The organism is Pseudomonas fluvialis, assembly GCF_014207935.1.
Taxonomy (GTDB): domain Bacteria; phylum Pseudomonadota; class Gammaproteobacteria; order Pseudomonadales; family Pseudomonadaceae; genus Aquipseudomonas; species Aquipseudomonas fluvialis_A.
This window is the reverse complement of the sequence record NZ_JACHLL010000006.1, coordinates 34,898-55,415: the sequence shown is the minus strand read 5'-3', so window position 1 is coordinate 55,415 and position 20,518 is coordinate 34,898. Positions and strand designations below refer to the sequence as shown.

Sequence of the window (20,518 nt, the reverse complement as noted above, 5' to 3'; positions counted from 1 at the left end):
CAACGACTCAGCAGGCCCCCGCCTGCTCGGCCTTGACCTGCGCCCCCAGCCCGCCGAGCAGCTGCCACAGACGTGGCGGCAGATCGTCCGGATCGAGGCTGTCGATCAGGTTCTTCAGCGCCAGCCCCAGCTCGGTATCCCCCTCGATCACCAGTCGGCGGCGAAAGAACAAGGTGTCCGGGTCTTCCAGGCGACTGGCCAGCAACAGGAACTCGCGCCAGTTGCCACGGATAGTCACGTCTATCGGCGCCTCGCGCGCCACCTTGAGGCCGCTGCCGGATCGGGTCAGGCACCAGCTCAGGTCCAGGTCGCTGATCTGCAAGCGTAGCCAACGTCCGCACAACAGGTCGAAAGATCCATTGGCCAAGGGCGCCGCAAACAGACGCGCGGTCAGGTACTGCAACAACTGCTGCTGCACGGCGAACGGCACATGCCGGGCGCGTGGCAGCAAAGGTTCACTGAGGCGCAGCAGCGCCTGGCTCAAGGTCAGCATAGTCCCGCCTCCTCTGCGCTGAGCATGCCTGGGCGACCGTGCCAGTAGCCGTTGCAGCCATCCACGGCAAGCGGCGGCAACGCGCCATCGATGACCGCGCGATAGGCCGCGATCACCTCGCTCATGCCCTGCGCGCGCGGGCTCAGGCGCAGCAGGTCGATGCCACTGCGTTGCAGCTCGGGGTAATCACCCAGCAGGTTGCTGACCTTGGCCGAGAGGGTCTGGATGCCGTTGAGGGTGAACAGCGCCTCGCCCTCCTGGCTGTGCAGGGCAATGCCCTCGGGGTAATTGATGCAGCAGAACTGGCAATCGTCCTTCGGCCGGTTTTCCGCCCGCGCAGTGAAGCAGCGCGCCGAATAGGCCAGCGGCAGGTGGCCGTAGGCGAACAGCTCGATTTCGGGGCGTGTCTGGCCGAGGCTGTCGAGCTGCGCCAGGCAGTCGCGCAGCAGCGCGCCGGAACATTCCACCGGCGGCACCCAGCGCTGCAGACCACAGCGCTGCAGCTCGGCCAGGGCGTGGCCGTTGTACAGGTTCAGCGCCGGCCCGGCGACAAAGGGCAAACCGCGCTCGCTCAACAATTGCACCGCGCCCATGTCGCTGGCCTCGACCAGCAGCTCGCCGTTGTCGCACAGGCGCGTGAGGCTGGACAGCTCACTGCTCGCCTCCACCAGCGCCAGGCTCGACAGCACCAGCTCGGCGCGGGTGCACTCACGCAGCTCGCGGGCCAGCCCCAGCCAGTCGGTAAGGCGCATGCCGCGGCGCTTGGAGCACACGGTTTCGCCCAAGTAAATGACATCCAGTGGCTGGGCGGCCATCTCGGCGTAGAAGTCCAGCAGTTGGTCACGCGGCCAGTAGAACAGCACAGGCCCCAGGGACAGTTTCATTGGTTTTTCCTCGCGTTCATTGCCAGGCCCGGTGATAGGCGCCCAGGGTGGTCTGGCTGCCTTCAGACACGCTCTGCAGCGCGGCATTCCAGTCCGGCCGCACGACAAACTGCTGCGGCGCGCGGGCATGGCTGTCGAGGGCGGCGCGCCAGACACGGGTGACCTGTTCGACATAGGCCGGGCTGCGCTGGCGACCCTCGATCTTCACCGCGCGGATGCCGATTTCGGCCAGCTGCGGGATCAGGTCGAGGGTGTTCAGGCTGGTCGGCTCCTCCAGGGCATGGAAGCGCTGGCCATTGACCAGGAAGCGGCCCTTGCACAGGGTCGGATAACCGGCCGATTCCGTCAGGCCGTAACGGTCGATCAGCACACCGTTGAGGCGCGCGCTCAGGCCATCGGCCTCTTCCTGCCAGCGCACCGCCTTGGCCGGCGAGCACACGCCGCAGAGATTGGGCGACTCGCCGGTGAGGTAGGACGACAGGTGGCAGCGGCCTTCGGCCATGATACACAGGCTGCCGAAGGCGAAGACCTCCAGCGCCACCGTGGTCTTTTCCGCCAGCACGCGCACCTGGGCCAGCGACAGCACCCGCGGCAGCACCGCGCGGCGGATGTTGTAGCGCTGCTGGTAGAAGCTCAGCGCCGCGGCGTTGGTCGCCGAGCCCTGTACCGAGAGGTGCAGGTTGAGGTCCGGATGGCGCTGGCTGGCGTAAGCCAGCACGCCGGGGTCGGCGGCGATCAGCGCATCCACGCCGAGGTCGGCGGCGCGGTCCACCGCCCGCTGCCAGCGCTGCCAGCCACCCGGCTGGGCGTAGGTATTGACCGCCACATAGAGCTTGCGCCCGTGCTGACGGATCAGCTGCAGGCCGCTGTCGAGCTGCTGCTCGTCGAGGTTGAGGCCGGCGAAATGCCGGGCATTGGTGTCATCGCGAAAGCCGACGTAGATGGCGTCGGCACCCTCGCGTACGGCGGCCTTGAGCGCAGGCAGGCTGCCTGCCGGACATACCAGTTGCATGGGTTTTGCTCCCCCGCTGATCGGTGTCGGCCACTTTAGGCACTGGCCCGGCGACGGCCATGATGGCAATCAAGGTTGCCCGCCCTCGCGCCTCAGAACCTGTTCAAAGTCTCGCGAGCTTGAGAAAAACAAGGCGAAAGTGACTGAGGAAGCGGACGCCTGCAGGGATGCAGGCGTTAGAGCGAAGCAGGAGCCCGAGCCGAGTTTACGAGTGGTAAATGAGCATGACTCGCTCCGCTCGCCCTGCGGGCCAGCCTTCGGCTGTTACTCCGCTGCGCGTCGTTGCAACGCAGTTTTTCCGACGCGCAGCAGACTTTGAACAGGTTCTCAACAGAGCAACTGACTGAACGGCAGATAATCGACCGCCGCGCCTTCGGCCAGGGTCTGCCCGCACTCGACCAGCGCCAGGCCATCGGCCCAGCAGGCCGAGGTGAGCATGGCCGAACCCTGCCGTGGATGCAGGCAGACGCGCAGCTCGCCGCCCTGGTACTGCAGGCGCGCACGCAGGTACTGGCGACGGCCGTTGGCCTTGCTCCAGCTGAACCCGGCCGGCAAACGCAGGGCCTGCGGCAGCACATCGACGCAGCCCTGGGCCCGCAGCAGGTAGGGTCGCGCCACCACCAGGGCGGTGATCAGCGCCGCCGCCGGATTGCCCGGCAGGCCGAGCCAGGGCGTGTCGCCCACCCGGCCAAAGGCCAGCGGCTTGCCCGGCTGGATGGCCAGGCGCCAGAGCTGCAGCGCGCCGAGTTCGCTGATCGCCTGCTTGAGGTGATCTTCCTCGCCCACCGATACGCCGCCGGAACTCAGCAGCACGTCGCACTCACTCGCCGCCTGGCTGAGCAGGTCGCGCGTGGCGGCCAGGTCATCGGCCACCGTGGCGTAGTCATGTACCTCCAGGCCCAGGCCGTGCAGCACGCCGAGCAGGCTGTAGCGGTTGGCGTTGTAGATCTGCCCCGGCTGCAGCGCCTCGCCTGGCTCGCGCAGCTCGTCGCCGCTGCTCAGCAGGCCGACGCGCAGACACCGGTAGACGACCACACTGGCCACGCCGAGGCTGGCCAGCAGCCCCAGTTCCTGGGCACGCAGGCGCTTGCCGGCGGCCAGCACCTCGGTGCCGGCGGCCAGTTCCTCGCCCTGGCGGCGCACGTGCTCACCGCCCCGCACCGGTGGCAGCCACACCTGGCCGTCAGCCACCCGGCAATCCTCCTGGGCCACCACCGTGTCGGCGCCTGGCGGCAGTGGCGCGCCGGTAAAAATGCGCAGTGCCTGGCCGGCGGCGAGCCTTTCCTGCGCCGCATCGCCAGCAGCAATCCGCCCGCCCAGCGGCAACCAGCCGCCCTCCGCCGGCAGGTCGGCAGCGCGTAGGGTGTAGCCATCCATCGCACTGTTGTCCCACTGCGGCACAGCAAAGGGGCTGCTGATCGGCTCGGCCAGTACCCGCCCGAGGGCCTCGGCCAGCAGCACGGCCTCGACCGGTAGAGTCGGCGGCAGCTGGCTGAGCAGCTCGCCGATAGCCTCGTCGACCGGGCGCAGGCCGTGGCTGTCACACCCGCAGGCGGCACTCATGAGCGGCTACCGCAGCAGACGGCGGCCTCGGCATCGAGGCGCTTGAGGTGCGGCACGAAGTTGCAGGGTTTGGTGCGGCTGTCGAGCTGCTCCAGGAGGATCTTGCTCCAGGCCGTGCGGCAGGCATTTGGCGAGCCGGGCATGCAACACACCAGGGTGCCGTTGCTGATGCCGGCCAGCGCCCGCGACTGCAGACTGGAGGTGCCGATCTCGGCCACCGAAACCTGGCGGAACAGCTCGCCAAAGCCATCGACCTGCTTGTCCAGTAGCGGCGCGACCGCCTGCGGCGTGTTGTCCCGCGCGGTGAAGCCGGTGCCGCCGGTGAGCAGCACCACTTGAACGTTCGAATCGGCGATCCACTGGCAGACGCGGGCACGGATCTGCCAGATGTCGTCGATGACGATGGCCCGCTCATGCAGCTGGTGGCCGGCGGCGGTGAGGCCATCGATCAGCACCTGGCCGGAGGTGTCGGTTTCCAGCGTGCGGGTATCGCTGATGGTCAGCACGGCGATGCGCAGTGCCTGGAACTGGCTGGAAGCAAGGTGGGCCATGACGGCAATCTCCACAGAATAATTGCCTGCAGCCTGCACCCAGGCGGCGCCGGCGCCCATTCCCCGTTGGAGGTATCTCCGCCGGCGGCGGCTACCAGCGCGCCGCCGCCTGCTGGTCGCTGTCGCGCCCATCGACCCAGTGCGCACCGCCGGCGCCCTGCTCTTTCTTCCACAGCGGCGCGCGGGTCTTGAGGTAGTCCATGATGAAGTCGCAGGCGCTGAACGCCGCCTGGCGATGGGCGCTGCTGACCCCGACGAAGACGATTGGCTCGCCCGGCGCCAGGTCACCGACCCGGTGCAGGATGTGCACGTGCAGCAGCGGCCAGCGCTCGCGCGCCTGCGCCTCGATGGCCAGCAGGGCTTTCTCGGTCATGCCCGGATAGTGTTCGAGGAACATCCGCGCCACCGCCTGGCCGTCGTTGAAGTCGCGCATGTAGCCGACGAAGCTGACCACCGCGCCGACACTCGCGTCGGCCTGATGCAGCGCGTTGAGACACTGCCCCGGATCGAAGCCTGCGGTTTGCACCTGCACCGCCATCTCAGCCTCCGGTCACGGGCGGGAAGAAGGCGATCTCGTCGCCGTCGGCCAGCGGCTCGGCCGGGCTGACCAGCTCCTGATTACGCGCGCACATCAGGTTGCTCTCGGCCAGCACCTGCCAGGCGCCGCCCCGTTGCAGCAACTGCTGGCGCAGCGTCTCGATGCTGATCAGGGACGGCTGCCACTCCAGCTGCTCGCCACTCTGGCCCAGGTGCTCGCGGTAGCGGGCGAAATAACTGATACGGATCATCGGCTCATTCCTCTTCTCATGGCTCAGCACTCGCTACGGGGCCACATAGTGCCCGGAGGCGCCGCCCGACTTTTCCAGCAGGCGCACACTCTCGATGCACATGCCGCGATCGACCGCCTTGCACATGTCATAAATGGTCAGGGCCGCGACGCTGGCGGCCGTCAGTGCCTCCATCTCAACCCCCGTCGGGCCGCTGACCCGGCAGGTGGCGCGGATGCGCACGCTGTCCTCGCCTTCGGCCACGAGTTCCACCGCCACTCGGCTGAGCAGCAGCGGATGGCACAGGGGGATCAGCGTGTGGGTCTGTTTGGCTGCCTGAATGCCGGCAATGCGCGCCACGGCGAACACATCGCCCTTGGCGTGGCCGCCCTCGACGATCAGGCGCAGGGTCGCCGGCAACATGCGCACGCGCGCCTCGGCCACGGCCTCGCGACTGGTCAGCGGTTTGTCGGTGACATCGACCATGGCCGCGCGGCCCTGGCTGTCCAGATGAGTCAGCATGCTCTGCTCCGGGTTAAAAGAAGCGGCGCCTTCGTGACGCTCGTTGTCCGGCAGATTAAACGCAGCCCGCCCCCACGCCCTTGATTGCCATCAAGGAGCGCCGGGCAGCGCTGCCTAGGATGGTGGGCAAGCCTTTACTACCGAGGACTGCCGCATGACCACGCCACTTGTCGAACAAACCCTGGGCCAACTGGCCAGCCAGATTCCCGGCGCCACGCGCCTGTTCCGCGATCATCGTCTGGATTTCTGCTGCGGCGGCGATCAGAGCCTGCGCCACGCCGCCAATGTGCGCGGCCTGGATGCCGAGCAACTGGCCGAGCGCCTGGCCGAAATCAGCCAGCAGCCAAGCCAGGACACCGACTGGAACCAGCAACCGACTGCTGCGCTGATCGCCCATATCCTCACCCGCTATCACGCCCGTCACCGCCAGCAGCTGGAAGAACTGACACGTCTGGCCGACCGCGTGGAACAGGTGCATGGCGCCAACCCGGCCTGCCCGCGAGGCCTGGGTGATTTTCTCGCGGTGCTCGGCGAGGAGCTGGACAACCATATGCAGAAGGAGGAACAGGTGCTGTTCCCCATGCTCGAACAGGGCTACGGCGCCATGGCCGACGGGCCGATCTCGGTGATGCGCTACGAGCACGATCAGCATGGCGATGCCCTGGAGCGCCTGCTGGAACTAAGCCACGGCCTGCAGCTGCCGGAGCATGCCTGCAACACCTGGCGTGCACTGTACCGGGGGCTGGAGGAACTGCATGACGACCTCATGCAGCACATTCACCTGGAAAACAACATCCTCTTCCTACGCCAGTAATCCCGCCGCCGCGACAATGGGGTGGCCAATGTTGCCAGGCCATCCCGCGCGGCAATCGCTTCAGAACCTGTTCAAAGTCTCGCGAGCTAGAGAAAAACAAGGCGAAAGTGGCTGAGGAAGCGGACGCCTGCAGGGATGCAGGCGTTAGAGCGAAGCAGGAGCCCGAGCCGAGTTTACGAGTGGTAAATGAGCATGACTCGCTCCGCTCGCCCCTTCGGGGCCGCCCCAAGGGGCGTTAGCCGCAAGCGGCTTCCGAAACCACTTGACTCGCTCCGCTCGCCCTGCGGGCCAGCCTTCGGCTGTTACTCCGCTGCGCGTCGTTGCAACGCGGTTTTTCCGACGCGCAGCAGACGGTGAACAAGTTCTCAGTGCGGCGGAGTCAGCCAGGCCGCCGTCGCCCCACGACGCTCCTGGCTTGCCGCCAGCTCCAGACGCGCCACGCTACGCAGATGCACCTCGTCCGGGCCATCGGCAAAGCGCAGTGCACGCGCCACGGTATACAGGTCGGCCAGCGGCGTGTCCGGGGTCAGGCCCATGGCGCCAAAGGCCTGCATGGCCCGGTCGACCACCTCGGCCTGCATGCGCGGTACCAGCGCCTTGATCATGGCGATTTCCCGCGCGGCGGCCTTGGCTCCCACCGTATCGATCATCCAGGCCGTCTTGAGTACCAGCAGGCGCGCCTGCTCGATGGCAATCCGCGACTCGGCTATGCGGTCGCCGAGGTTGGCGTACTGGCTGAGGTAACGGCCGAACACCTTGCGCTCCTGGCAACGCTCCAGCATCAGCTGCAGCGCCAGTTCGGCCATGCCGATGGCGCGCATGCAGTGATGGATGCGTCCCGGCCCCAGACGCGCCTGGGCCATCATGAAACCATCGCCTTCGCGCCCCAGCAGGTTGCTTACCGGCACCCGCACATTGCACAGCAGCAACTCGCTGTGACCCTCGGGCGAGACATGGTTGAGCACCGGGATATTGCGCAGCAGCTCTACGCCCGGCGTGTCGAACGGCACCAGGATCATGCTCTGCTGACGGTGCGCCTCGCCCTGCGGGTCGCTCTTGCCCATGACGATCAACAGCTTGCAGTTGGGGTGCGAGGCATTGGTGATGAACCACTTGCGCCCGTTCAGCACATAGTGATCGCCGTCGTGCTGAATCAGCGTCTGGATATTGCTGGCATCGGAGGACGGCACATCCGGTTCGGTCATGGCAAAGGCCGAACGGATCTCCCCAGCCAGCAGCGGCACCAGCCATTGCTCGCGCTGCTGTTCGGTGGCGAACAGGTGCAGCAGCTCCATGTTGCCGGTGTCCGGCGCGTTGCAGTTGAACACCTCGGAAGCCCACCCCACGCGGCCCATGATCTCCGCCAGCGGGGCGTATTCCAGGTTGCTCAGGCGCGTGCCCGGCTCATCCTCGCCCAGTGCCGGGAGGAACAGGTTCCATAGCCCCTCGCTGCGCGCCAGTGCCTTGAGGTCGTCCATGAACGACACCGGATATTGGCCGGCCTGCACCTCCCGGTGCCACTGGCCGATGCGCGGCACGATGTAGCGTTCCATGAAATCGTTGAGCTGTTGACGCAAGGCTTCCACGCGCGGGCTGTAGGCAAAGTCCATGATCGGCTCCTCTCGGTTGGGATGGGATCAGGCTATGCCCCCAAAGCCGGGGCTAGAAGCATGTTGCGCGGCGCTGATGCGCGCCCATCAACCGCCGCGCAACTTGACCGCCATCAAGGCAGGGCTACACACCCCGCCGTCCGTGCCATCAACCTGGATGGCCGTCGGCACGGGTGCGGCACAGCATCGGTCCGTAGCGGTACAGATAGAGGGCGAAGGCGCCCGTCCACAGAGCCGCAGCCAGCCCCAGGGCCAACGAGTAGTGAATGCCAATGCCGAACACGCGCAGCATCGCGCCCAGGTTGAGCAGGACGAAAGCCAGGGCAAAGCCTTGCGGCAGCTCCAGCGGCCGCCCGGTATGGCCAAGCGACACCCGCGCCAGCATGCCGAGAATCAACCCGCCCATGGCGCCGATGGTCAGCCCATGCAGTGCCGGGCTCGGCGTGTCGAGCAGGCCCAGGTGCCACAGCGCCATGCCGGCACAGGCCAGCACCAGCCAGGCATAGGCCAGGTGCAGCGACCACAGCAGCGGCACGCGCAGCAGGTCTTTGTCGAACCAGCGCGCAAGACGAATGCCGTGGCCCAGCGCCAGCAGGGCAAACAGTGCTGCCAGCAGCAGGCCGGGGCGCAGCGCCAGGCCTGCCGCATGCAGCAGGGCAATCAGCACACTGCCGAGCAACAGGCTCTGATCCAGCCACTCCCAGGCCGGCACCTGCTGTACCCGGCCAAGGCCGCGCTGGGTGAAGAACGGAATCACCCGCCCGCCGATCAGCCCCATCATCGCCGCCACCAGCCACACCGCCGCCAGCACGCCCTGGCGCTGCAGGCCATCATCCTGCATCTGCACGCCGACCAGGCTCAGGCCATCGACCAAGCCCAGCAGCAACAGCACGCCAACGATCGGGTAATTCCGCGTCTGCTTCACCGCCCACAGCTGACGGGCCATGACCGCCGCCACCGCAGCAAAGAACGCCAGGTTGCTGAATAGCAACAGCGGTGTCCAGGGTTGCCACCAGGCGGCCCGTGCCAGCAGCCAAAGCGCGACCAGAGCACCCAGCGGCCTGCCGCTGAGGCCGGGGCGACCGGTCCAGTTCTGCACGGCCGTAAGCAGGAAACCGGCGATGATCGCGCCGGCAAAGCCGAACGCCATCTCGTGACGGTGCCAGGCCAGCCAGCCGCCCTCGGGCTGCAGGCTGTGCCAGCCACCCAGCCAGGCAACAATCCACAGGGGAATCGCCAGCACCGCGAGCAGGCTGCCGAGCAGGAAGAACGGGCGAAAGCCCAGGCGCAGCAAGGGGGGAATGGCCAGCGCAGTGCGCTTGTCGACGATCAGCATGTCAGCTCCCTGACCGGCAGCCGCCTACCCGGGCTGGGCAGCGCAACCGGCGATTGATGCAGCAAGTGCGGGGTATTGATATTCAGCAGACGCGTGTCATCGTCCGCACAGTCCAGCGCCACCGCGTGCAACCTTAACAGCAGCTTGCGCGGGCTGCGCTCGCCATCGCTCCAGGCCTGCTCAAGCAGTGGCAAGGCCGTGCGCGGCAACAGACTCACCAGCGGTTGCCAGTGCCGACCCTGGCGCAGCATAACCGGCCGGCCCGAACTGACCTGCGCCTTCTGCCAGAGCACCTCAAGCAGCGCGCGGTCCAGATTCGGCAGATCGCAGGGCACCACCAGCAACCAGTCATGGCGCATGGCCCTGAGGCCTTCGCGGATTCCGGCCAGCGGCCCGGAAAAACCGGCATGCTCATCGCGCAACAGACGATCGGCAAAGGGCGCATAACGCTCAGTGTTGCGATTGCAGGAAATCAGCAGCTCGTCAGTCAATGGCCGCAGCAGTCGATTCAGCCAGCCCACCATCGGCCGCCCCTGCCATTCGATCAGCCCCTTGTCACGCCCGCCCATACGACTGCCCTGCCCTCCGCAGAGTATCAGTGCCGAACAATCTCCCAATGCGGCTACAGGATGCACAGCCTGCTCCAAGCGCGAAATGAGATTGAATTGTGAGGGCTGATCACCCACCGGAAATGATCAAAATCATGCCCGCTCGGTCTTCTACCAAGGAACTGACCTGGATCAGGCTGGCAACAGCCATTCGGCAAGCTCTCGCGGAATAAGTGCCCGCTGCTGATTTTCGCCCACAAAAAAGCCCGGTCATTTCTGACCAGGCTTTGATGTTGGGATTATTTGGTCGGGACGGAGTGATTCGAACACTCGACCCCTTGCACCCCATGCAAGTGCGCTACCGGGCTGCGCTACGCCCCGACACATGCCCCGGTTTCCCGAAGCGGCTCGAACTATATACTAACCACCTGAATTATGGAAGGTTTTCCAGATTCATTTGCGCAGTACAAGCAGAACTTCTTCCAGTTCGGCAATCATCTGACGAATCAGCTGACGATACTGGGTGGTATCTTCTTTGGCTTCGTCACCCGACATGCGCTGGCGCGCGCCGCCAATGGTGAAACCCTGATCGTAGAGCAGCGAGCGGATCTGCCGGATCATCAGCACATCCTGGCGCTGATAATAACGGCGATTGCCGCGCCGCTTGACCGGATTGAGTTGCGGAAACTCCTGCTCCCAGTACCGAAGCACGTGCGGTTTTACTGCGCACAGCTCGCTGACTTCACCAATGGTGAAATAGCGTTTGCCCGGGATGGGGGGCAGCTCGTCGTTATGACTTGGTTCCAGCATAAGCCTCAACCCTGGCTTTCAGTTTCTGCCCTGGACGAAAGGTGACAACGCGTCGGGCTGTAATCGGGATTTCCTCGCCGGTCTTCGGGTTTCGCCCCGGACGCTGACGCTTGTCACGCAGATCGAAGTTGCCGAAGCCCGACAACTTCACCTGCTCATTGTGCTCAAGCGCTTGACGAATTTCCTCGAAAAACAGCTCTACCAGTTCCTTGGCTTCCCGTTTATTCAAACCAAGCTCCTCAAAGAGTCGCTCGGCCATCTCAGCTTTCGTCAGAGCCCCCATACGCTACTTCCTTAACGTGGCGTTGAACCTTTGCTCCAGCGAGGTGACGATATTCTGCGTTGTGGTGTTCACCTCATCGTCATTAAGAGTGCGCGATGGATGCTGCCAGGTCAAGCCGACTGCCAGGCTTTTCTTAAGCGGATCAATACCTTTACCGTGATAGACGTCAAACAGTCTGAGGTCTGTCAGGTATTCGCCTGATGCTTCACGGATACAGCCCAACACGCTCTCTGCTGGCGTGTCCTTATCGACCAAGAGCGCGAGATCGCGGCGTACCTCGGGGAAGCGCGACAGCTCACTGAACTTGGGCATGCGCCCGGCAGCTACTTCGCTCAGCACCAGCTCGAAGAGGAAGGTTGGCTGAGTGATGTCCAGCGCCTTGGCCAGCTCAGGATGCAGGGCGCCCAGATAACCCACCAGGCAACCTTCACGCTCAATGCGTGCGGTCTGGCCCGGATGCAGCGCAGTGTGCTCACCCGGCACGAAGCGGAAGGCATCGGCGGCACCGGCGCTGGCCAGCAGCGCCTCGACATCAGCCTTGGCGTCGTAGAAGTCCACCGACTCCTTGCCATGTGCCCAGCCTTCCGGCAGGCGGCTTCCAGTGATGACACCTGCCAGCATCATCTCTTGCTTGAGGCCCTCAAGCTGACCGACAAAACGCAAACCGCTTTCAAACAGGCGGACACGATTCTGCTGGCGGTTGAGGTTGTGCTGCACCACCTTGATCAGGCCCGGCCACAGCGAAACACGCATGGCAGCCATATCCGCGGAGATCGGATTAGCCAACTGCAGCGGCTGCACACCCGGACTGAACAGCTCGAACATTTTCGGATCGATGAAGCTGTAGGTAATGGCTTCCTGATAACCACGCGCTACCAGCAGACGGCGCAGTGCAGGCAGCTCGGAGCGAGCCTCGGCGCGAGCCTGTGGTGCCAGACGCGCCTGCGGGTAGCGAACCGGCAAGCGGTTATAGCCATACAGACGACCCAGCTCTTCGATCAGATCCACTTCCAGACTGATGTCGAAGCGATGGCTCGGCACAGCAATCTGCCAGACGCCATCACCCTGCGCCGTGACGGTCAGACCCAGCGCGGTGAGCAGGCGCTCGATCTCAGCGCCGTCCATGTCCATGCCAAGCATCTGGCTGACACGCTCAGCACGCAGGGTGATAGGCGCCACATTCGGCAGGTCGGCGGCGCTGGCCACCTCGATGATCGGCCCGGCGTCGCCGCCGACGATTTCCAGCAGCAGCGCAGTAGCGCGCTCCATCGCTTCACGAGCCAGTTGCGAATCCACACCGCGCTCGAAACGGTGCGAGGAATCCGTGTGCAGACCATAGGAACGAGCCTTACCGGCCAGCGCGATTGTGTCGAAGAAGGCACTTTCCAGGAACAGATCACGAGTCTTGCTGCTCACGCCGCTGTGCTCGCCGCCCATCACACCGGCGATGGCCAGCGGACGGGCATAATCGGCAATGACCAAGGTATCTGCACGCAAGGTGACTTCCTGGCCATCCAGCAGGACCAGCTTCTCACCCTCCTCGGCCATGCGCACACGAATGCCGCCGTTGATTTCGGCGAGATCGAAAGCGTGCATTGGCTGACCGAGTTCAAGCATCACGTAATTGGTGACGTCGACCGCGGCATCAATGCTGCGCACATCGGCACGACGCAGGCGCTCGACCATCCACAGCGGGGTCGCACGACTCAGGTCGCCACCACGGATCACACGCCCCAGATAGCGCGGACAGGCCTTGGGCGCCAGCACTTCAACCGGGCGCACTTCATCATGCGCGGCCGCCACGGCAGGCACCTGTGGACGCTGCACCGGCGCCGCATACAGGGCGCCCACTTCACGGGCCAGACCGGCCAGCGACAGGCAGTCGCCACGGTTAGGGGTCAGATCGACCTCAATGCTCACATCATCCAGGCTCAGATAGTCACGAATGCTCTGGCCAACCGGTGCATCGGCAGCCAGCTCCATCAGACCACTGTTGTCATCACTGATCTGCAGCTCCGAGGCCGAGCAAAGCATGCCGTTGGACTCGACACCCCGCAGTTTGGCCTTCTTGATATTGAAGTCGCCTGGCAGCTCGGCGCCGATCATGGCAAAGGGAATCTTGATCCCTGGACGTGCATTCGGCGCGCCGCAGACGACCTGAAAGCTCTCGCTGCCATTACTGACCTGACAAACCCGCAGCTTGTCGGCATCCGGATGCTGCTCGGCCGTGAGAATCTCACCCACCACCACGCCGCTGAACTGGCCGGCGGCCGGCGTCACACTGTCAACCTCGAGGCCGGCCATGGACAGGCGAGCCACAAGATCGTCGCTGGAGACAGGCGGATTTACCCAGCTACGCAGCCATTGTTCACTGAATTTCATTTGGTCTGTTCTCCTGAACTGTTCGGTAACGAGCGGGCGGCACTAGCGAAATTGCGCCAGGAACCGCAGGTCGTTGTCGAAGAACAGGCGCAGGTCATTTACGCCGTAGCGCAACATCGCCAGACGCTCCACCCCCATACCGAAAGCAAAGCCCTGGTACTTCTCCGGATCGATGCCGGACATGCGCAGCACGTTCGGATGAACCATGCCGCATCCCATTACCTCCAGCCAGCCAGTCTGCTTGCACACGCGACAGCCATTGCCGCTGCACATCACGCACTGCATGTCGACCTCGGCCGACGGCTCGGTGAAGGGGAAGAAAGAAGGACGGAAACGCACGCCCAGCGGCTTCTCGAAGAACACCCGGAGAAACTCCTCAATGGTGCCCTTGAGGTCAGCGAAGCTGATGCCCTCGTCGATCAGCAAGCCTTCAACCTGATGGAACATCGGCGAGTGGGTGATATCGGAGTCGCAACGATACACACGGCCTGGGCAGACGATGCGGATCGGTGGCTGCTGCGATTCCATGGTGCGCACCTGGACCGGCGAGGTATGGGTACGCAGCAACATGTTCGCATTGAAATAGAAGGTGTCATGCATCGCACGCGCCGGGTGGTGGCCGGGAATGTTGAGCGCCTCGAAGTTGTGGTAGTCGTCTTCGACTTCCGGACCCTCGGCCACGCTGTAGCCGATATGGGTAAAGAACTGCTCGACGCGCTCCAGCGTCCGGGTCACCGGATGCAGGCCACCTGAGGCCTGACCGCGACCCGACAGGGTGACGTCGATCTTCTCGGCGGCCAGCTTGGCACTCAGCGCAGCCTGTTCGAGGGAATCCTTGCGGGTATTCAATGCGTCCTGAACCTGGTTCTTGGCAGCATTGATCAGGGCGCCCGCTTTTGGTCGCTCTTCAGCCGACAGCTTGCCCAGCGTCTGCATAAGAACGGTCAGCTCACCCTTCTTGCCCAGGTAGTTAACCCGAAGCTGCTCCAGGGCATTTACGTCTGCGGTATTTTGCACGGCCTCAAGCGCTTGCGAGACCAGCGCATCCAGGTTTTCCATCTACGGACTCCAGATACGAAATAGGGGAAGAGCACAAGGCTCTTCCCCTATCGGTGACGTTTTGCACCGGGCTAGCCCGGTGATTGTCGGGGGATCAAGCCAGAGCGGCTTTAGCCTTTTCGACAATCGCAGCAAACGCCGCTTTTTCGTTCACTGCCAGATCGGCCAGAACCTTGCGATCGATCTCGATGGTCGCTTTCTTCAGACCAGCGATCAGGCGGCTGTAGGACAGACCGTTGATACGAGCACCGGCGTTGATACGGGCGATCCACAGAGCGCGGAACTGACGCTTGCGCTGACGACGGTCACGGTAGGCATATTGGCCGGCCTTGATCACCGCCTGCTTGGCAACACGGAACACGCGCGAACGAGCGCCGTAGTAGCCTTTAGCGAGTTTCAGAATTTTTTTGTGACGAGCACGAGCGATAACGCCACGCTTAACACGAGCCATGAGTAACTTCCTCTAAAATCTTGACCGATTAACGAACGCGCAGCATGCGCTCGACTTTTGCCTTGTCCGACGGATGCATCAGCTCGCTTCCGCGCAGTTGACGCTTACGCTTGGTAGACATCTTGGTCAGGATGTGGCTCTTGAAAGCGTGTTTGTGCTTGTAGCCGGAAGCAGTTTTCAGAAAACGCTTGGCCGCACCGCTTTTGGTTTTCATTTTTGGCATGTTTAGTACTCCGCATTCATTAACAACTGATAACCATCAGGCCTGCCAGTGCCCGGGAGGTTATTTACGCTTCTTGGGAGCGATGACCATCATCAGCTGGCGTCCTTCCAGCTTAGGATGCTGTTCGACGGTACCGAGTTCGGCGAGGTCAGCTTCGACCCGCTTCAACAGTTCCATCCCCAGCTCCTGGTGGGCCATCTCACGACCACGGAATCGCAAGGATACCTTGGCCTTGTCCCCATCTTGTAGGAAACGTACCAGGTTGCGTAGTTTTACCTGGTAATCCCCTTCTTCCGTCCCTGGACGAAACTTGATCTCTTTAATCTGCTGCTGGTGCTGATTCTTCTTGGCAATCGCAGCCTGCTTTTTCTTTTCGAACAGGTGTTTGCCGTAATCCATGATACGGCAAACTGGCGGCACGGCATCAGCCGAGATCTCTACCAGATCCAGCTTGGCCTCTTCGGCCACACGCAGCGCTTCTTCAATCGAAACGATACCAACCTGCTCGCCATCGGCACCGATCAAACGGACCTCACGAGCGCTGATGTTCTCGTTGATCGGTGGCTTGGGAGCAGCCCGCTTATCCTGTCTCATTTCACGCTTAATAATCTTTACTCCGAATCTTGGCGACCACGCCGGGACACCGCCTGGACCAGGTACTCGGTAAACTGGGTGACCGGCATGGAGCCAAGATCGACACCTTCACGAGTACGGACCGCAACGGTCTGTGTTTCTACCTCACGATCCCCAATAACCAGAAGATAGGGAACCTTGAGCAAAGTATGCTCGCGGATTTTAAAGCCGATCTTCTCGTTTCTCAAGTCGGACTTGGCACGAAAACCGCTTTGATTGAGGGTTTTCTCGACTTCCAGGGCAAAATCGGCCTGCTTGTCGGTGATATTCATCACCACAGCCTGGGTTGGCGAGAGCCAAGCTGGGAAGACGCCCGCATAGTGCTCGATCAGCATGCCAATGAAGCGCTCGAAGGAACCCAGGATCGCACGATGCAACATCACTGGGCGCTTACGGTTGTTATCTTCCGCGATATAGCTGGCATCCAGGCGCTCGGGCAGGTTCGGATCATACTGCAGGGTGCCGCACTGCCAGTTACGACCCAGGCAATCCTTGAGAGTGAACTCGATCTTCGGACCGTAGAAGGCACCCTCGCCCGGCTGGTATTCCCATTCAAGCCCGGACTCATTCAGTGCTTCGGCCAGCGCCGTTTCGGCGCGATCCCAAAGCTCTTCGGAACCCACGCGCTTGACTGGACGGGTCGAGAGCTTCATCGAGATATCGGAGAAGCCGAAATCCGAGTAGACCTGCAGGGTCAACTTAATGAAGTCAGCCGCCTCTTTTTTCACCTGATCTTCGGTACAGAAGATATGGGCGTCGTCCTGGGTAAAGCCGCGCACACGCATGATGCCGTGCAGCGCACCGGACGGCTCGTTGCGGTGGCAGGCACCAAACTCAGCCAAACGCAGCGGCAGATCACGGTAAGACTTCAGACCCTGATTGAAAATCTGCACATGGCACGGACAGTTCATCGGCTTGACCGCATAGTCGCGGTTTTCCGAATTGGTGGTGAACATGTTCTCGGCATAGTTGGACCAGTGCCCCGAACGCTCCCAGAGAATGCGATCAACCACCTGCGGCGTGCGCACCTCAACATAGCCATGCTCGCGCTGCACCTGGCGCATGTACTGCTCTAGCACCTGGTAAACAGTCCAACCATTGGGATGCCAGAACACCATGCCCGGCGCTTCTTCCTGCAGATGGAACAGATCCAGCTGCTTGCCAATACGGCGATGGTCGCGCTTCTCGGCCTCCTCGATACGCTGGATGTAGGCCGCCAGCTGCTTCTTATCTGCCCAAGCCGTGCCATAGACACGCTGCAGCTGCTCGTTCTTCGAGTCGCCGCGCCAGTAGGCACCAGAGATCTTGGTCAACTTGAAGGACTTGAGGAAACGGGTATTCGGCACATGCGGACCACGGCACATGTCGACGTATTCCTCATGAAAGTACAGACCCATGGCCTGCTCATTCGGCATGTCGTCGATCAGGCGCAGCTTGTAGTCTTCGCCACGCGCACGGAACAGCTCAATGACTTCGGCACGCGGCGTCATCCTCTTGATGACGTCGTAGTCTTTGTCGATCAGCTCAGCCATGCGCTTCTCGATGGCCGCCATGTCTTCCGGCGTGAAAGGCCGACCGATGGCGATGTCGTAATAGAAGCCCTCCTCAATGACCGGCCCGATCACCATCTTGGCGTCCGGGTATAGCTGCTTGACCGCATGCCCCACCAGGTGTGCACAAGAGTGGCGAATGATCTCCAACCCCTCTTCGTCTTTCGGCGTAATGATCTGCAGGGTGGCATCGCTGTCGATCACATCACAGGCATCTACTTGCTTGCCATTGACCTTGCCAGCCAGGGTTGCCTTGGCCAGGCCAGCACCAATGGACTGGGCGACCTCAAGCACGGATACGGGATGATCGAACGAACGCTGACTGCCGTCGGGAAGAGTAATGATGGGCATGGCGCCTCCTCTCCTAGTGGTGACCCCTACCAAAGGCCACATGGGTTGGGATGAGCCAGGAGCACGATCCGCGGGCACACCCACCCAACAATGGCAGGAGCACAAGGCCAACCGACACGAACCAGGATCACTGGGAATAAGCAGGGATGCTTTCAGAAAGCCAAAGGCCAAACAAGCGCCCCAATAAAAAAGGGCCGCATGAGCGACCCTTTTCTACCATATTTGGTAGGCACGATTGGACTCGAACCAACGACCCCCACCATGTCAAGGTGGTGCTCTAACCAACTGAGCTACGTGCCTGCAATGGAGGCGCATTCTACGGATTAACGACCGCCTGTCAACACCTGAAACTCATAAGTTTCTGAATAACGTGAGATTTTGCCGCATATCCAGGCGTTAATAATTTTGCACAGGGGCTAGCTAGTCGCCTTGCCGTGAAGTAGCATGGCGACATTCGTTCAGAATAACAAACAGAGGTTGCAAAATGGCGCACACTCCTTATCCCAGCTCTTATTACGCTTTCTCCGCTAATCCGGTGCCAGAGCGCCCGGCTTTGGCCGGTGAAGTCGAAACCGATGTCTGCGTGATTGGCGCCGGTTATACCGGACTCTCCACCGCACTCTTCCTGCTGGAGAACGGCTTCAAGGTTTCCATCGTCGAAGCCGCCAAAGTCGGTTTCGGCGCATCGGGCCGCAACGGCGGCCAGATCGTCAACAGTTATAGCCGCGACATCGACGTGATCGAGCGCACTGTCGGCCCGAAACAAGCCCAACTGATGGGTCAGATGGCCTTCGAAGGCGGCCGCATCATCCGCGAGCGTATCGCCAAGTACGACATCAAGTGCGACCTGAAGGATGGCGGCGTCTTCGCCGCCTTTACCTCCAAGCAGATGAAACACCTCGAAGCGCAGAAGCGACTGTGGGAGCGCTACGGCCACACCCAGCTGGAAATCATGGACGCCAAGCGAATCCGTGAGGTGGTCAAGACCGAGAACTACATCGGCGGCATGCTCGACATGAGCGGCGGTCACATCCATCCCCTGAACCTGGCCCTCGGCGAGGCTGCGGCCGTGGAGAGCCTGGGCGGCATCATTTACGAACAGAGCCCGGCGATACGCATCGACCGCGGCGCGAATCCGGTTGTGCACACCCCACAGGGTCGCGTGAAGGCCAAGTTCATCGTGGTCGCCGGCAACGCCTACCTGGGTAACTTGGTGCCGGAACTGGCGGCCAAGACCATGCCTTGCGGCAGCCAGGTAGTGGCCACCGAGCCGCTGAGCGAAGAAGTCGCCAAGAGCCTGCTGCCCAATGACTACTGCGTGGAAGACTGCAATTATCTGCTGGACTACTTCCGCCTGACCGGTGACCGTCGCCTGATCTACGGTGGTGGCGTGGTCTACGGCGCCAAGGACCCGGCCAACATCGAGGCCATGATTCGCCCGATGATGCTCAAGACCTTCCCACAGCTCAAAGATGTGAAGATTGATTTTGCCTGGACCGGCAACTTCCTGCTGACGCTGTCGCGCCTGCCTCAGGTCGGCCGCATCGGCGACAACATCTACTACTCCCAGGGCTGCAGCGGCCACGGCGTCACCTACACCCACCTGGCCGGCAAAATCCTTGCTGAAGCACTGCGTGGTCAGGCAGAGCGTTTCGACGCCTTCGGCAGCCTGCCGCACTACCCCTTCCCGGGCGGCCGCCTGTTCCGCGTACCCTTCACCGCCATGGGTGCCTGGTACTACAGCCTGTGTGACAAACTGGGCATCTGAGTCTGAAATCGCCAGCCTGCCGCTCGCGCAGGCTGCATTCAAAAAACTGTCCGGGCGTGCCAGACTGGCAGCCCACCGCCCGGACAGTTTTCCTGCTGATGAATCCCGAAGATCTTCTCCTGCTGGTAAGCCGGCGCATGCCCTTTGGCAAATACGAAGGCCGCCTGATTGCCGACCTGCCGGGCCACTACCTCAACTGGTTTGCCCGCACAGGTTTCCCCAAGGGAGAAATTGGGCGTCTGCTGATGCTGATGCAGGAAATCGATCACAACGGCCTCAAGCCGCTGCTTGATCCCCTGCGCAACCCTCAGTCCCCTGCCGCCTCGCGAGCCGCCAGCAGACTCTCGTAAGCCGGCGCGGCATAGATACCGACCTCCACCGCCAGCGCCATCACTCGCGGGACGTCGCAGCTGTAGACCAGCACCGCCTGCAACTCATCGTCGAGCGGCTCGCTGAACTCCACCAGCACATAGCCTTTCTTCTCCGGATACAAGGCCGAGAGCTGCGTCTGAATACGCTTGAGCGCACTCAGAGGTTCGGTCTTGGCCAACTGTTTAGGCTTGAGCACGAAGCTGACGCTGGGGCCAAAGGAATCGACGATCTGCTGAAACAGCTCCTGGTAGCTGTCGGCTTGAAACAGCACGGTATCAGGTAGGCTGCCGACCACAACCCACTCCCCAAGCGGAATCGGGTAGGTATCGTCGTAATTGATATCCGGGTTAGTCTGCAAGAAAGCCTGCGGATCGGCATAGGCTGCGGTAGCCTCGGCAGCAACTCGCTGGACATCCTCGTCAGTCATGCAGCCAGAGCTGACCATGCTGAGCAGTTCAACGAGCTGGTTTTGCATTCGGGCACCTTAGCATTGCGAAACGGCAAGCCAGCATACCCGCCAGCGCTCCCGGATTCAC

At 62.6% G+C, this 20,518-nt stretch carries 23 protein-coding genes and 2 tRNA genes; 3 read left to right on the top strand and 22 right to left on the bottom strand.

Features of this window, described 5'->3' with window-relative positions:
* Positions 1 to 7: 7 nt before the first annotated feature.
* From HNP49_RS15450 to moaC, 8 genes are all read right to left on the bottom strand, one after another.
* On the bottom strand, positions 8 to 493 hold the full coding sequence (locus HNP49_RS15450; RefSeq protein WP_184684742.1) for an SCP2 domain-containing protein: 486 nt from the start codon (positions 491 to 493) through the stop codon (positions 8 to 10).
* Positions 487 to 1,377, bottom strand: coding sequence for a U32 family peptidase (locus HNP49_RS15445; RefSeq protein WP_184684740.1), 891 nt, complete (start codon positions 1,375 to 1,377; stop codon positions 487 to 489). The genes HNP49_RS15450 and HNP49_RS15445 overlap by 7 nt, the downstream gene beginning before the upstream one ends.
* Positions 1,378 to 1,393: 16 nt before the next feature.
* Positions 1,394 to 2,389: a peptidase U32 family protein gene (locus HNP49_RS15440; protein WP_184684738.1), complete on the bottom strand. Its 996-nt coding sequence runs from the start codon at positions 2,387 to 2,389 to the stop codon at positions 1,394 to 1,396.
* A 327-nt stretch (positions 2,390 to 2,716) separates the two neighbouring features.
* On the bottom strand, positions 2,717 to 3,952 hold the full coding sequence (glp, locus tag HNP49_RS15435; protein ID WP_184684736.1) for a gephyrin-like molybdotransferase Glp: 1,236 nt from the start codon (positions 3,950 to 3,952) through the stop codon (positions 2,717 to 2,719).
* The gene (gene moaB, locus HNP49_RS15430) at positions 3,949 to 4,503 is read right to left on the bottom strand and encodes a molybdenum cofactor biosynthesis protein B (protein ID WP_184684734.1); all 555 of its coding nucleotides are present in this window, start codon (positions 4,501 to 4,503) and stop codon (positions 3,949 to 3,951) included. The genes glp and moaB overlap by 4 nt, the downstream gene beginning before the upstream one ends.
* 91 nt (positions 4,504 to 4,594) lie before the next feature.
* Positions 4,595 to 5,041, bottom strand: a complete 447-nt coding sequence (gene moaE, locus HNP49_RS15425; protein ID WP_184684732.1) for a molybdopterin synthase catalytic subunit MoaE — start codon at positions 5,039 to 5,041, stop codon at positions 4,595 to 4,597.
* Position 5,042: 1 nt separating this feature from the next.
* Positions 5,043 to 5,291 (bottom strand): molybdopterin converting factor subunit 1, encoded by a 249-nt coding sequence (gene moaD, locus HNP49_RS15420; protein ID WP_184684730.1) that lies wholly within the window; start codon positions 5,289 to 5,291, stop codon positions 5,043 to 5,045.
* A gap of 33 nt (positions 5,292 to 5,324) precedes the next feature.
* Positions 5,325 to 5,792, bottom strand: coding sequence for a cyclic pyranopterin monophosphate synthase MoaC (gene moaC / locus HNP49_RS15415; protein ID WP_184684728.1), 468 nt, complete (start codon positions 5,790 to 5,792; stop codon positions 5,325 to 5,327).
* Between the two features lie 154 nt (positions 5,793 to 5,946).
* Between moaC and ytfE the strand changes: the two genes are divergently transcribed.
* On the top strand, positions 5,947 to 6,606 hold the full coding sequence (ytfE, locus tag HNP49_RS15410; protein ID WP_184684726.1) for an iron-sulfur cluster repair protein YtfE: 660 nt from the start codon (positions 5,947 to 5,949) through the stop codon (positions 6,604 to 6,606).
* A 365-nt stretch (positions 6,607 to 6,971) separates the two neighbouring features.
* On the opposite strand, the gene HNP49_RS15405 is transcribed toward ytfE, so the two are convergent.
* From HNP49_RS15405 to HNP49_RS15345, 13 genes are all read right to left on the bottom strand, one after another.
* On the bottom strand, positions 6,972 to 8,216 hold the full coding sequence (locus tag HNP49_RS15405; RefSeq protein ID WP_184684724.1) for an acyl-CoA dehydrogenase family protein: 1,245 nt from the start codon (positions 8,214 to 8,216) through the stop codon (positions 6,972 to 6,974).
* A gap of 148 nt (positions 8,217 to 8,364) precedes the next feature.
* Positions 8,365 to 9,552, bottom strand: coding sequence for an NnrS family protein (locus tag HNP49_RS15400; protein WP_184684722.1), 1,188 nt, complete (start codon positions 9,550 to 9,552; stop codon positions 8,365 to 8,367).
* On the bottom strand, positions 9,546 to 10,187 hold the full coding sequence (mobA, locus tag HNP49_RS15395; protein WP_184684720.1) for a molybdenum cofactor guanylyltransferase MobA: 642 nt from the start codon (positions 10,185 to 10,187) through the stop codon (positions 9,546 to 9,548). Before mobA ends, HNP49_RS15400 begins: the two co-directional genes overlap by 7 nt.
* Positions 10,188 to 10,404: 217 nt before the next feature.
* Positions 10,405 to 10,481, bottom strand: a tRNA-Pro gene (locus HNP49_RS15390).
* A 72-nt stretch (positions 10,482 to 10,553) separates the two neighbouring features.
* Complete coding sequence (locus HNP49_RS15385; RefSeq protein WP_095939014.1) at positions 10,554 to 10,910, bottom strand: MerR family transcriptional regulator; 357 nt, start codon at positions 10,908 to 10,910, stop codon at positions 10,554 to 10,556.
* A complete protein-coding gene (gene ihfA, locus HNP49_RS15380; protein WP_045426292.1) occupies positions 10,891 to 11,193 on the bottom strand; it encodes an integration host factor subunit alpha in 303 nt (100 codons plus the stop codon). The genes HNP49_RS15385 and ihfA overlap by 20 nt, the downstream gene beginning before the upstream one ends.
* Positions 11,194 to 11,196: 3 nt before the next feature.
* Positions 11,197 to 13,575: a phenylalanine--tRNA ligase subunit beta gene (gene pheT / locus HNP49_RS15375; RefSeq protein ID WP_184684718.1), complete on the bottom strand. Its 2,379-nt coding sequence runs from the start codon at positions 13,573 to 13,575 to the stop codon at positions 11,197 to 11,199.
* A 42-nt stretch (positions 13,576 to 13,617) separates the two neighbouring features.
* Positions 13,618 to 14,634, bottom strand: a complete 1,017-nt coding sequence (gene pheS, locus HNP49_RS15370; RefSeq protein WP_184684716.1) for a phenylalanine--tRNA ligase subunit alpha — start codon at positions 14,632 to 14,634, stop codon at positions 13,618 to 13,620.
* A 94-nt stretch (positions 14,635 to 14,728) separates the two neighbouring features.
* The gene (gene rplT, locus HNP49_RS15365; protein ID WP_095939011.1) at positions 14,729 to 15,085 is read right to left on the bottom strand and encodes a 50S ribosomal protein L20; all 357 of its coding nucleotides are present in this window, start codon (positions 15,083 to 15,085) and stop codon (positions 14,729 to 14,731) included.
* Between the two features lie 28 nt (positions 15,086 to 15,113).
* Positions 15,114 to 15,308 carry a 50S ribosomal protein L35 gene (rpmI, locus tag HNP49_RS15360; protein WP_044401775.1) on the bottom strand — a complete coding sequence of 65 codons (195 nt, stop codon included), beginning with the start codon at positions 15,306 to 15,308 and terminating at the stop codon, positions 15,114 to 15,116.
* Between the two features lie 60 nt (positions 15,309 to 15,368).
* The gene (infC, locus tag HNP49_RS15355; RefSeq protein ID WP_184684714.1) at positions 15,369 to 15,902 is read right to left on the bottom strand and encodes a translation initiation factor IF-3; all 534 of its coding nucleotides are present in this window, start codon (positions 15,900 to 15,902) and stop codon (positions 15,369 to 15,371) included.
* A 17-nt stretch (positions 15,903 to 15,919) separates the two neighbouring features.
* Entirely contained in the window at positions 15,920 to 17,842 is a 1,923-nt protein-coding gene (gene thrS, locus HNP49_RS15350; RefSeq protein WP_184684712.1) for a threonine--tRNA ligase, read from the bottom strand.
* Positions 17,843 to 18,065: 223 nt separating this feature from the next.
* Positions 18,066 to 18,142, bottom strand: a tRNA-Val gene (locus tag HNP49_RS15345).
* Positions 18,143 to 18,326: 184 nt separating this feature from the next.
* Between HNP49_RS15345 and HNP49_RS15340 the strand changes: the two genes are divergently transcribed.
* Positions 18,327 to 19,610 carry an FAD-binding oxidoreductase gene (locus HNP49_RS15340; protein ID WP_184684710.1) on the top strand — a complete coding sequence of 428 codons (1,284 nt, stop codon included), beginning with the start codon at positions 18,327 to 18,329 and terminating at the stop codon, positions 19,608 to 19,610.
* 98 nt (positions 19,611 to 19,708) lie between these two features.
* Positions 19,709 to 19,960, top strand: a complete 252-nt coding sequence (locus HNP49_RS15335; RefSeq protein WP_184684708.1) for a DUF3820 family protein — start codon at positions 19,709 to 19,711, stop codon at positions 19,958 to 19,960.
* Here the strand turns inward: HNP49_RS15335 and HNP49_RS15330 are convergent.
* Positions 19,918 to 20,457, bottom strand: coding sequence for a hypothetical protein (locus HNP49_RS15330; protein WP_184684706.1), 540 nt, complete (start codon positions 20,455 to 20,457; stop codon positions 19,918 to 19,920). The genes HNP49_RS15335 and HNP49_RS15330 overlap by 43 nt on opposite strands.
* Between the last annotated feature and the right edge of the window lie 61 nt (positions 20,458 to 20,518).

Excerpts from the sequence above, each read along its gene's own strand:
- moaE (WP_184684732.1), bottom strand. The coding sequence starts at position 5,041 with ATGGCGGTGCAGGTGCAAACCGCAGGCTTCGATCCGGGGCAGTGTCTC.
- rpmI (WP_044401775.1), bottom strand. The coding sequence starts at position 15,308 with ATGCCAAAAATGAAAACCAAAAGCGGTGCGGCCAAGCGTTTTCTGAAA.
- moaC (WP_184684728.1), bottom strand. The coding sequence starts at position 5,792 with ATGCTGACTCATCTGGACAGCCAGGGCCGCGCGGCCATGGTCGATGTC.
- HNP49_RS15340 (WP_184684710.1), top strand. The coding sequence starts at position 18,327 with ATGGCGCACACTCCTTATCCCAGCTCTTATTACGCTTTCTCCGCTAAT.
- HNP49_RS15385 (WP_095939014.1), bottom strand. The coding sequence starts at position 10,910 with ATGCTGGAACCAAGTCATAACGACGAGCTGCCCCCCATCCCGGGCAAA.
- thrS (WP_184684712.1), bottom strand. The coding sequence starts at position 17,842 with ATGCCCATCATTACTCTTCCCGACGGCAGTCAGCGTTCGTTCGATCAT.
- ihfA (WP_045426292.1), bottom strand. The coding sequence starts at position 11,193 with ATGGGGGCTCTGACGAAAGCTGAGATGGCCGAGCGACTCTTTGAGGAG.
- HNP49_RS15405 (WP_184684724.1), bottom strand. The coding sequence starts at position 8,216 with ATGGACTTTGCCTACAGCCCGCGCGTGGAAGCCTTGCGTCAACAGCTC.
- HNP49_RS15450 (WP_184684742.1), bottom strand. The coding sequence starts at position 493 with ATGCTGACCTTGAGCCAGGCGCTGCTGCGCCTCAGTGAACCTTTGCTG.
- infC (WP_184684714.1), bottom strand. The coding sequence starts at position 15,902 with ATGAGACAGGATAAGCGGGCTGCTCCCAAGCCACCGATCAACGAGAAC.
- HNP49_RS15440 (WP_184684738.1), bottom strand. The coding sequence starts at position 2,389 with ATGCAACTGGTATGTCCGGCAGGCAGCCTGCCTGCGCTCAAGGCCGCC.
- moaB (WP_184684734.1), bottom strand. The coding sequence starts at position 4,503 with ATGGCCCACCTTGCTTCCAGCCAGTTCCAGGCACTGCGCATCGCCGTG.
- moaD (WP_184684730.1), bottom strand. The coding sequence starts at position 5,291 with ATGATCCGTATCAGTTATTTCGCCCGCTACCGCGAGCACCTGGGCCAG.
- HNP49_RS15330 (WP_184684706.1), bottom strand. The coding sequence starts at position 20,457 with ATGCAAAACCAGCTCGTTGAACTGCTCAGCATGGTCAGCTCTGGCTGC.
- pheS (WP_184684716.1), bottom strand. The coding sequence starts at position 14,634 with ATGGAAAACCTGGATGCGCTGGTCTCGCAAGCGCTTGAGGCCGTGCAA.
- HNP49_RS15400 (WP_184684722.1), bottom strand. The coding sequence starts at position 9,552 with ATGCTGATCGTCGACAAGCGCACTGCGCTGGCCATTCCCCCCTTGCTG.
- pheT (WP_184684718.1), bottom strand. The coding sequence starts at position 13,575 with ATGAAATTCAGTGAACAATGGCTGCGTAGCTGGGTAAATCCGCCTGTC.
- glp (WP_184684736.1), bottom strand. The coding sequence starts at position 3,952 with ATGAGTGCCGCCTGCGGGTGTGACAGCCACGGCCTGCGCCCGGTCGAC.
- rplT (WP_095939011.1), bottom strand. The coding sequence starts at position 15,085 with ATGGCTCGTGTTAAGCGTGGCGTTATCGCTCGTGCTCGTCACAAAAAA.
- HNP49_RS15335 (WP_184684708.1), top strand. The coding sequence starts at position 19,709 with ATGAATCCCGAAGATCTTCTCCTGCTGGTAAGCCGGCGCATGCCCTTT.
- ytfE (WP_184684726.1), top strand. The coding sequence starts at position 5,947 with ATGACCACGCCACTTGTCGAACAAACCCTGGGCCAACTGGCCAGCCAG.
- HNP49_RS15445 (WP_184684740.1), bottom strand. The coding sequence starts at position 1,377 with ATGAAACTGTCCCTGGGGCCTGTGCTGTTCTACTGGCCGCGTGACCAA.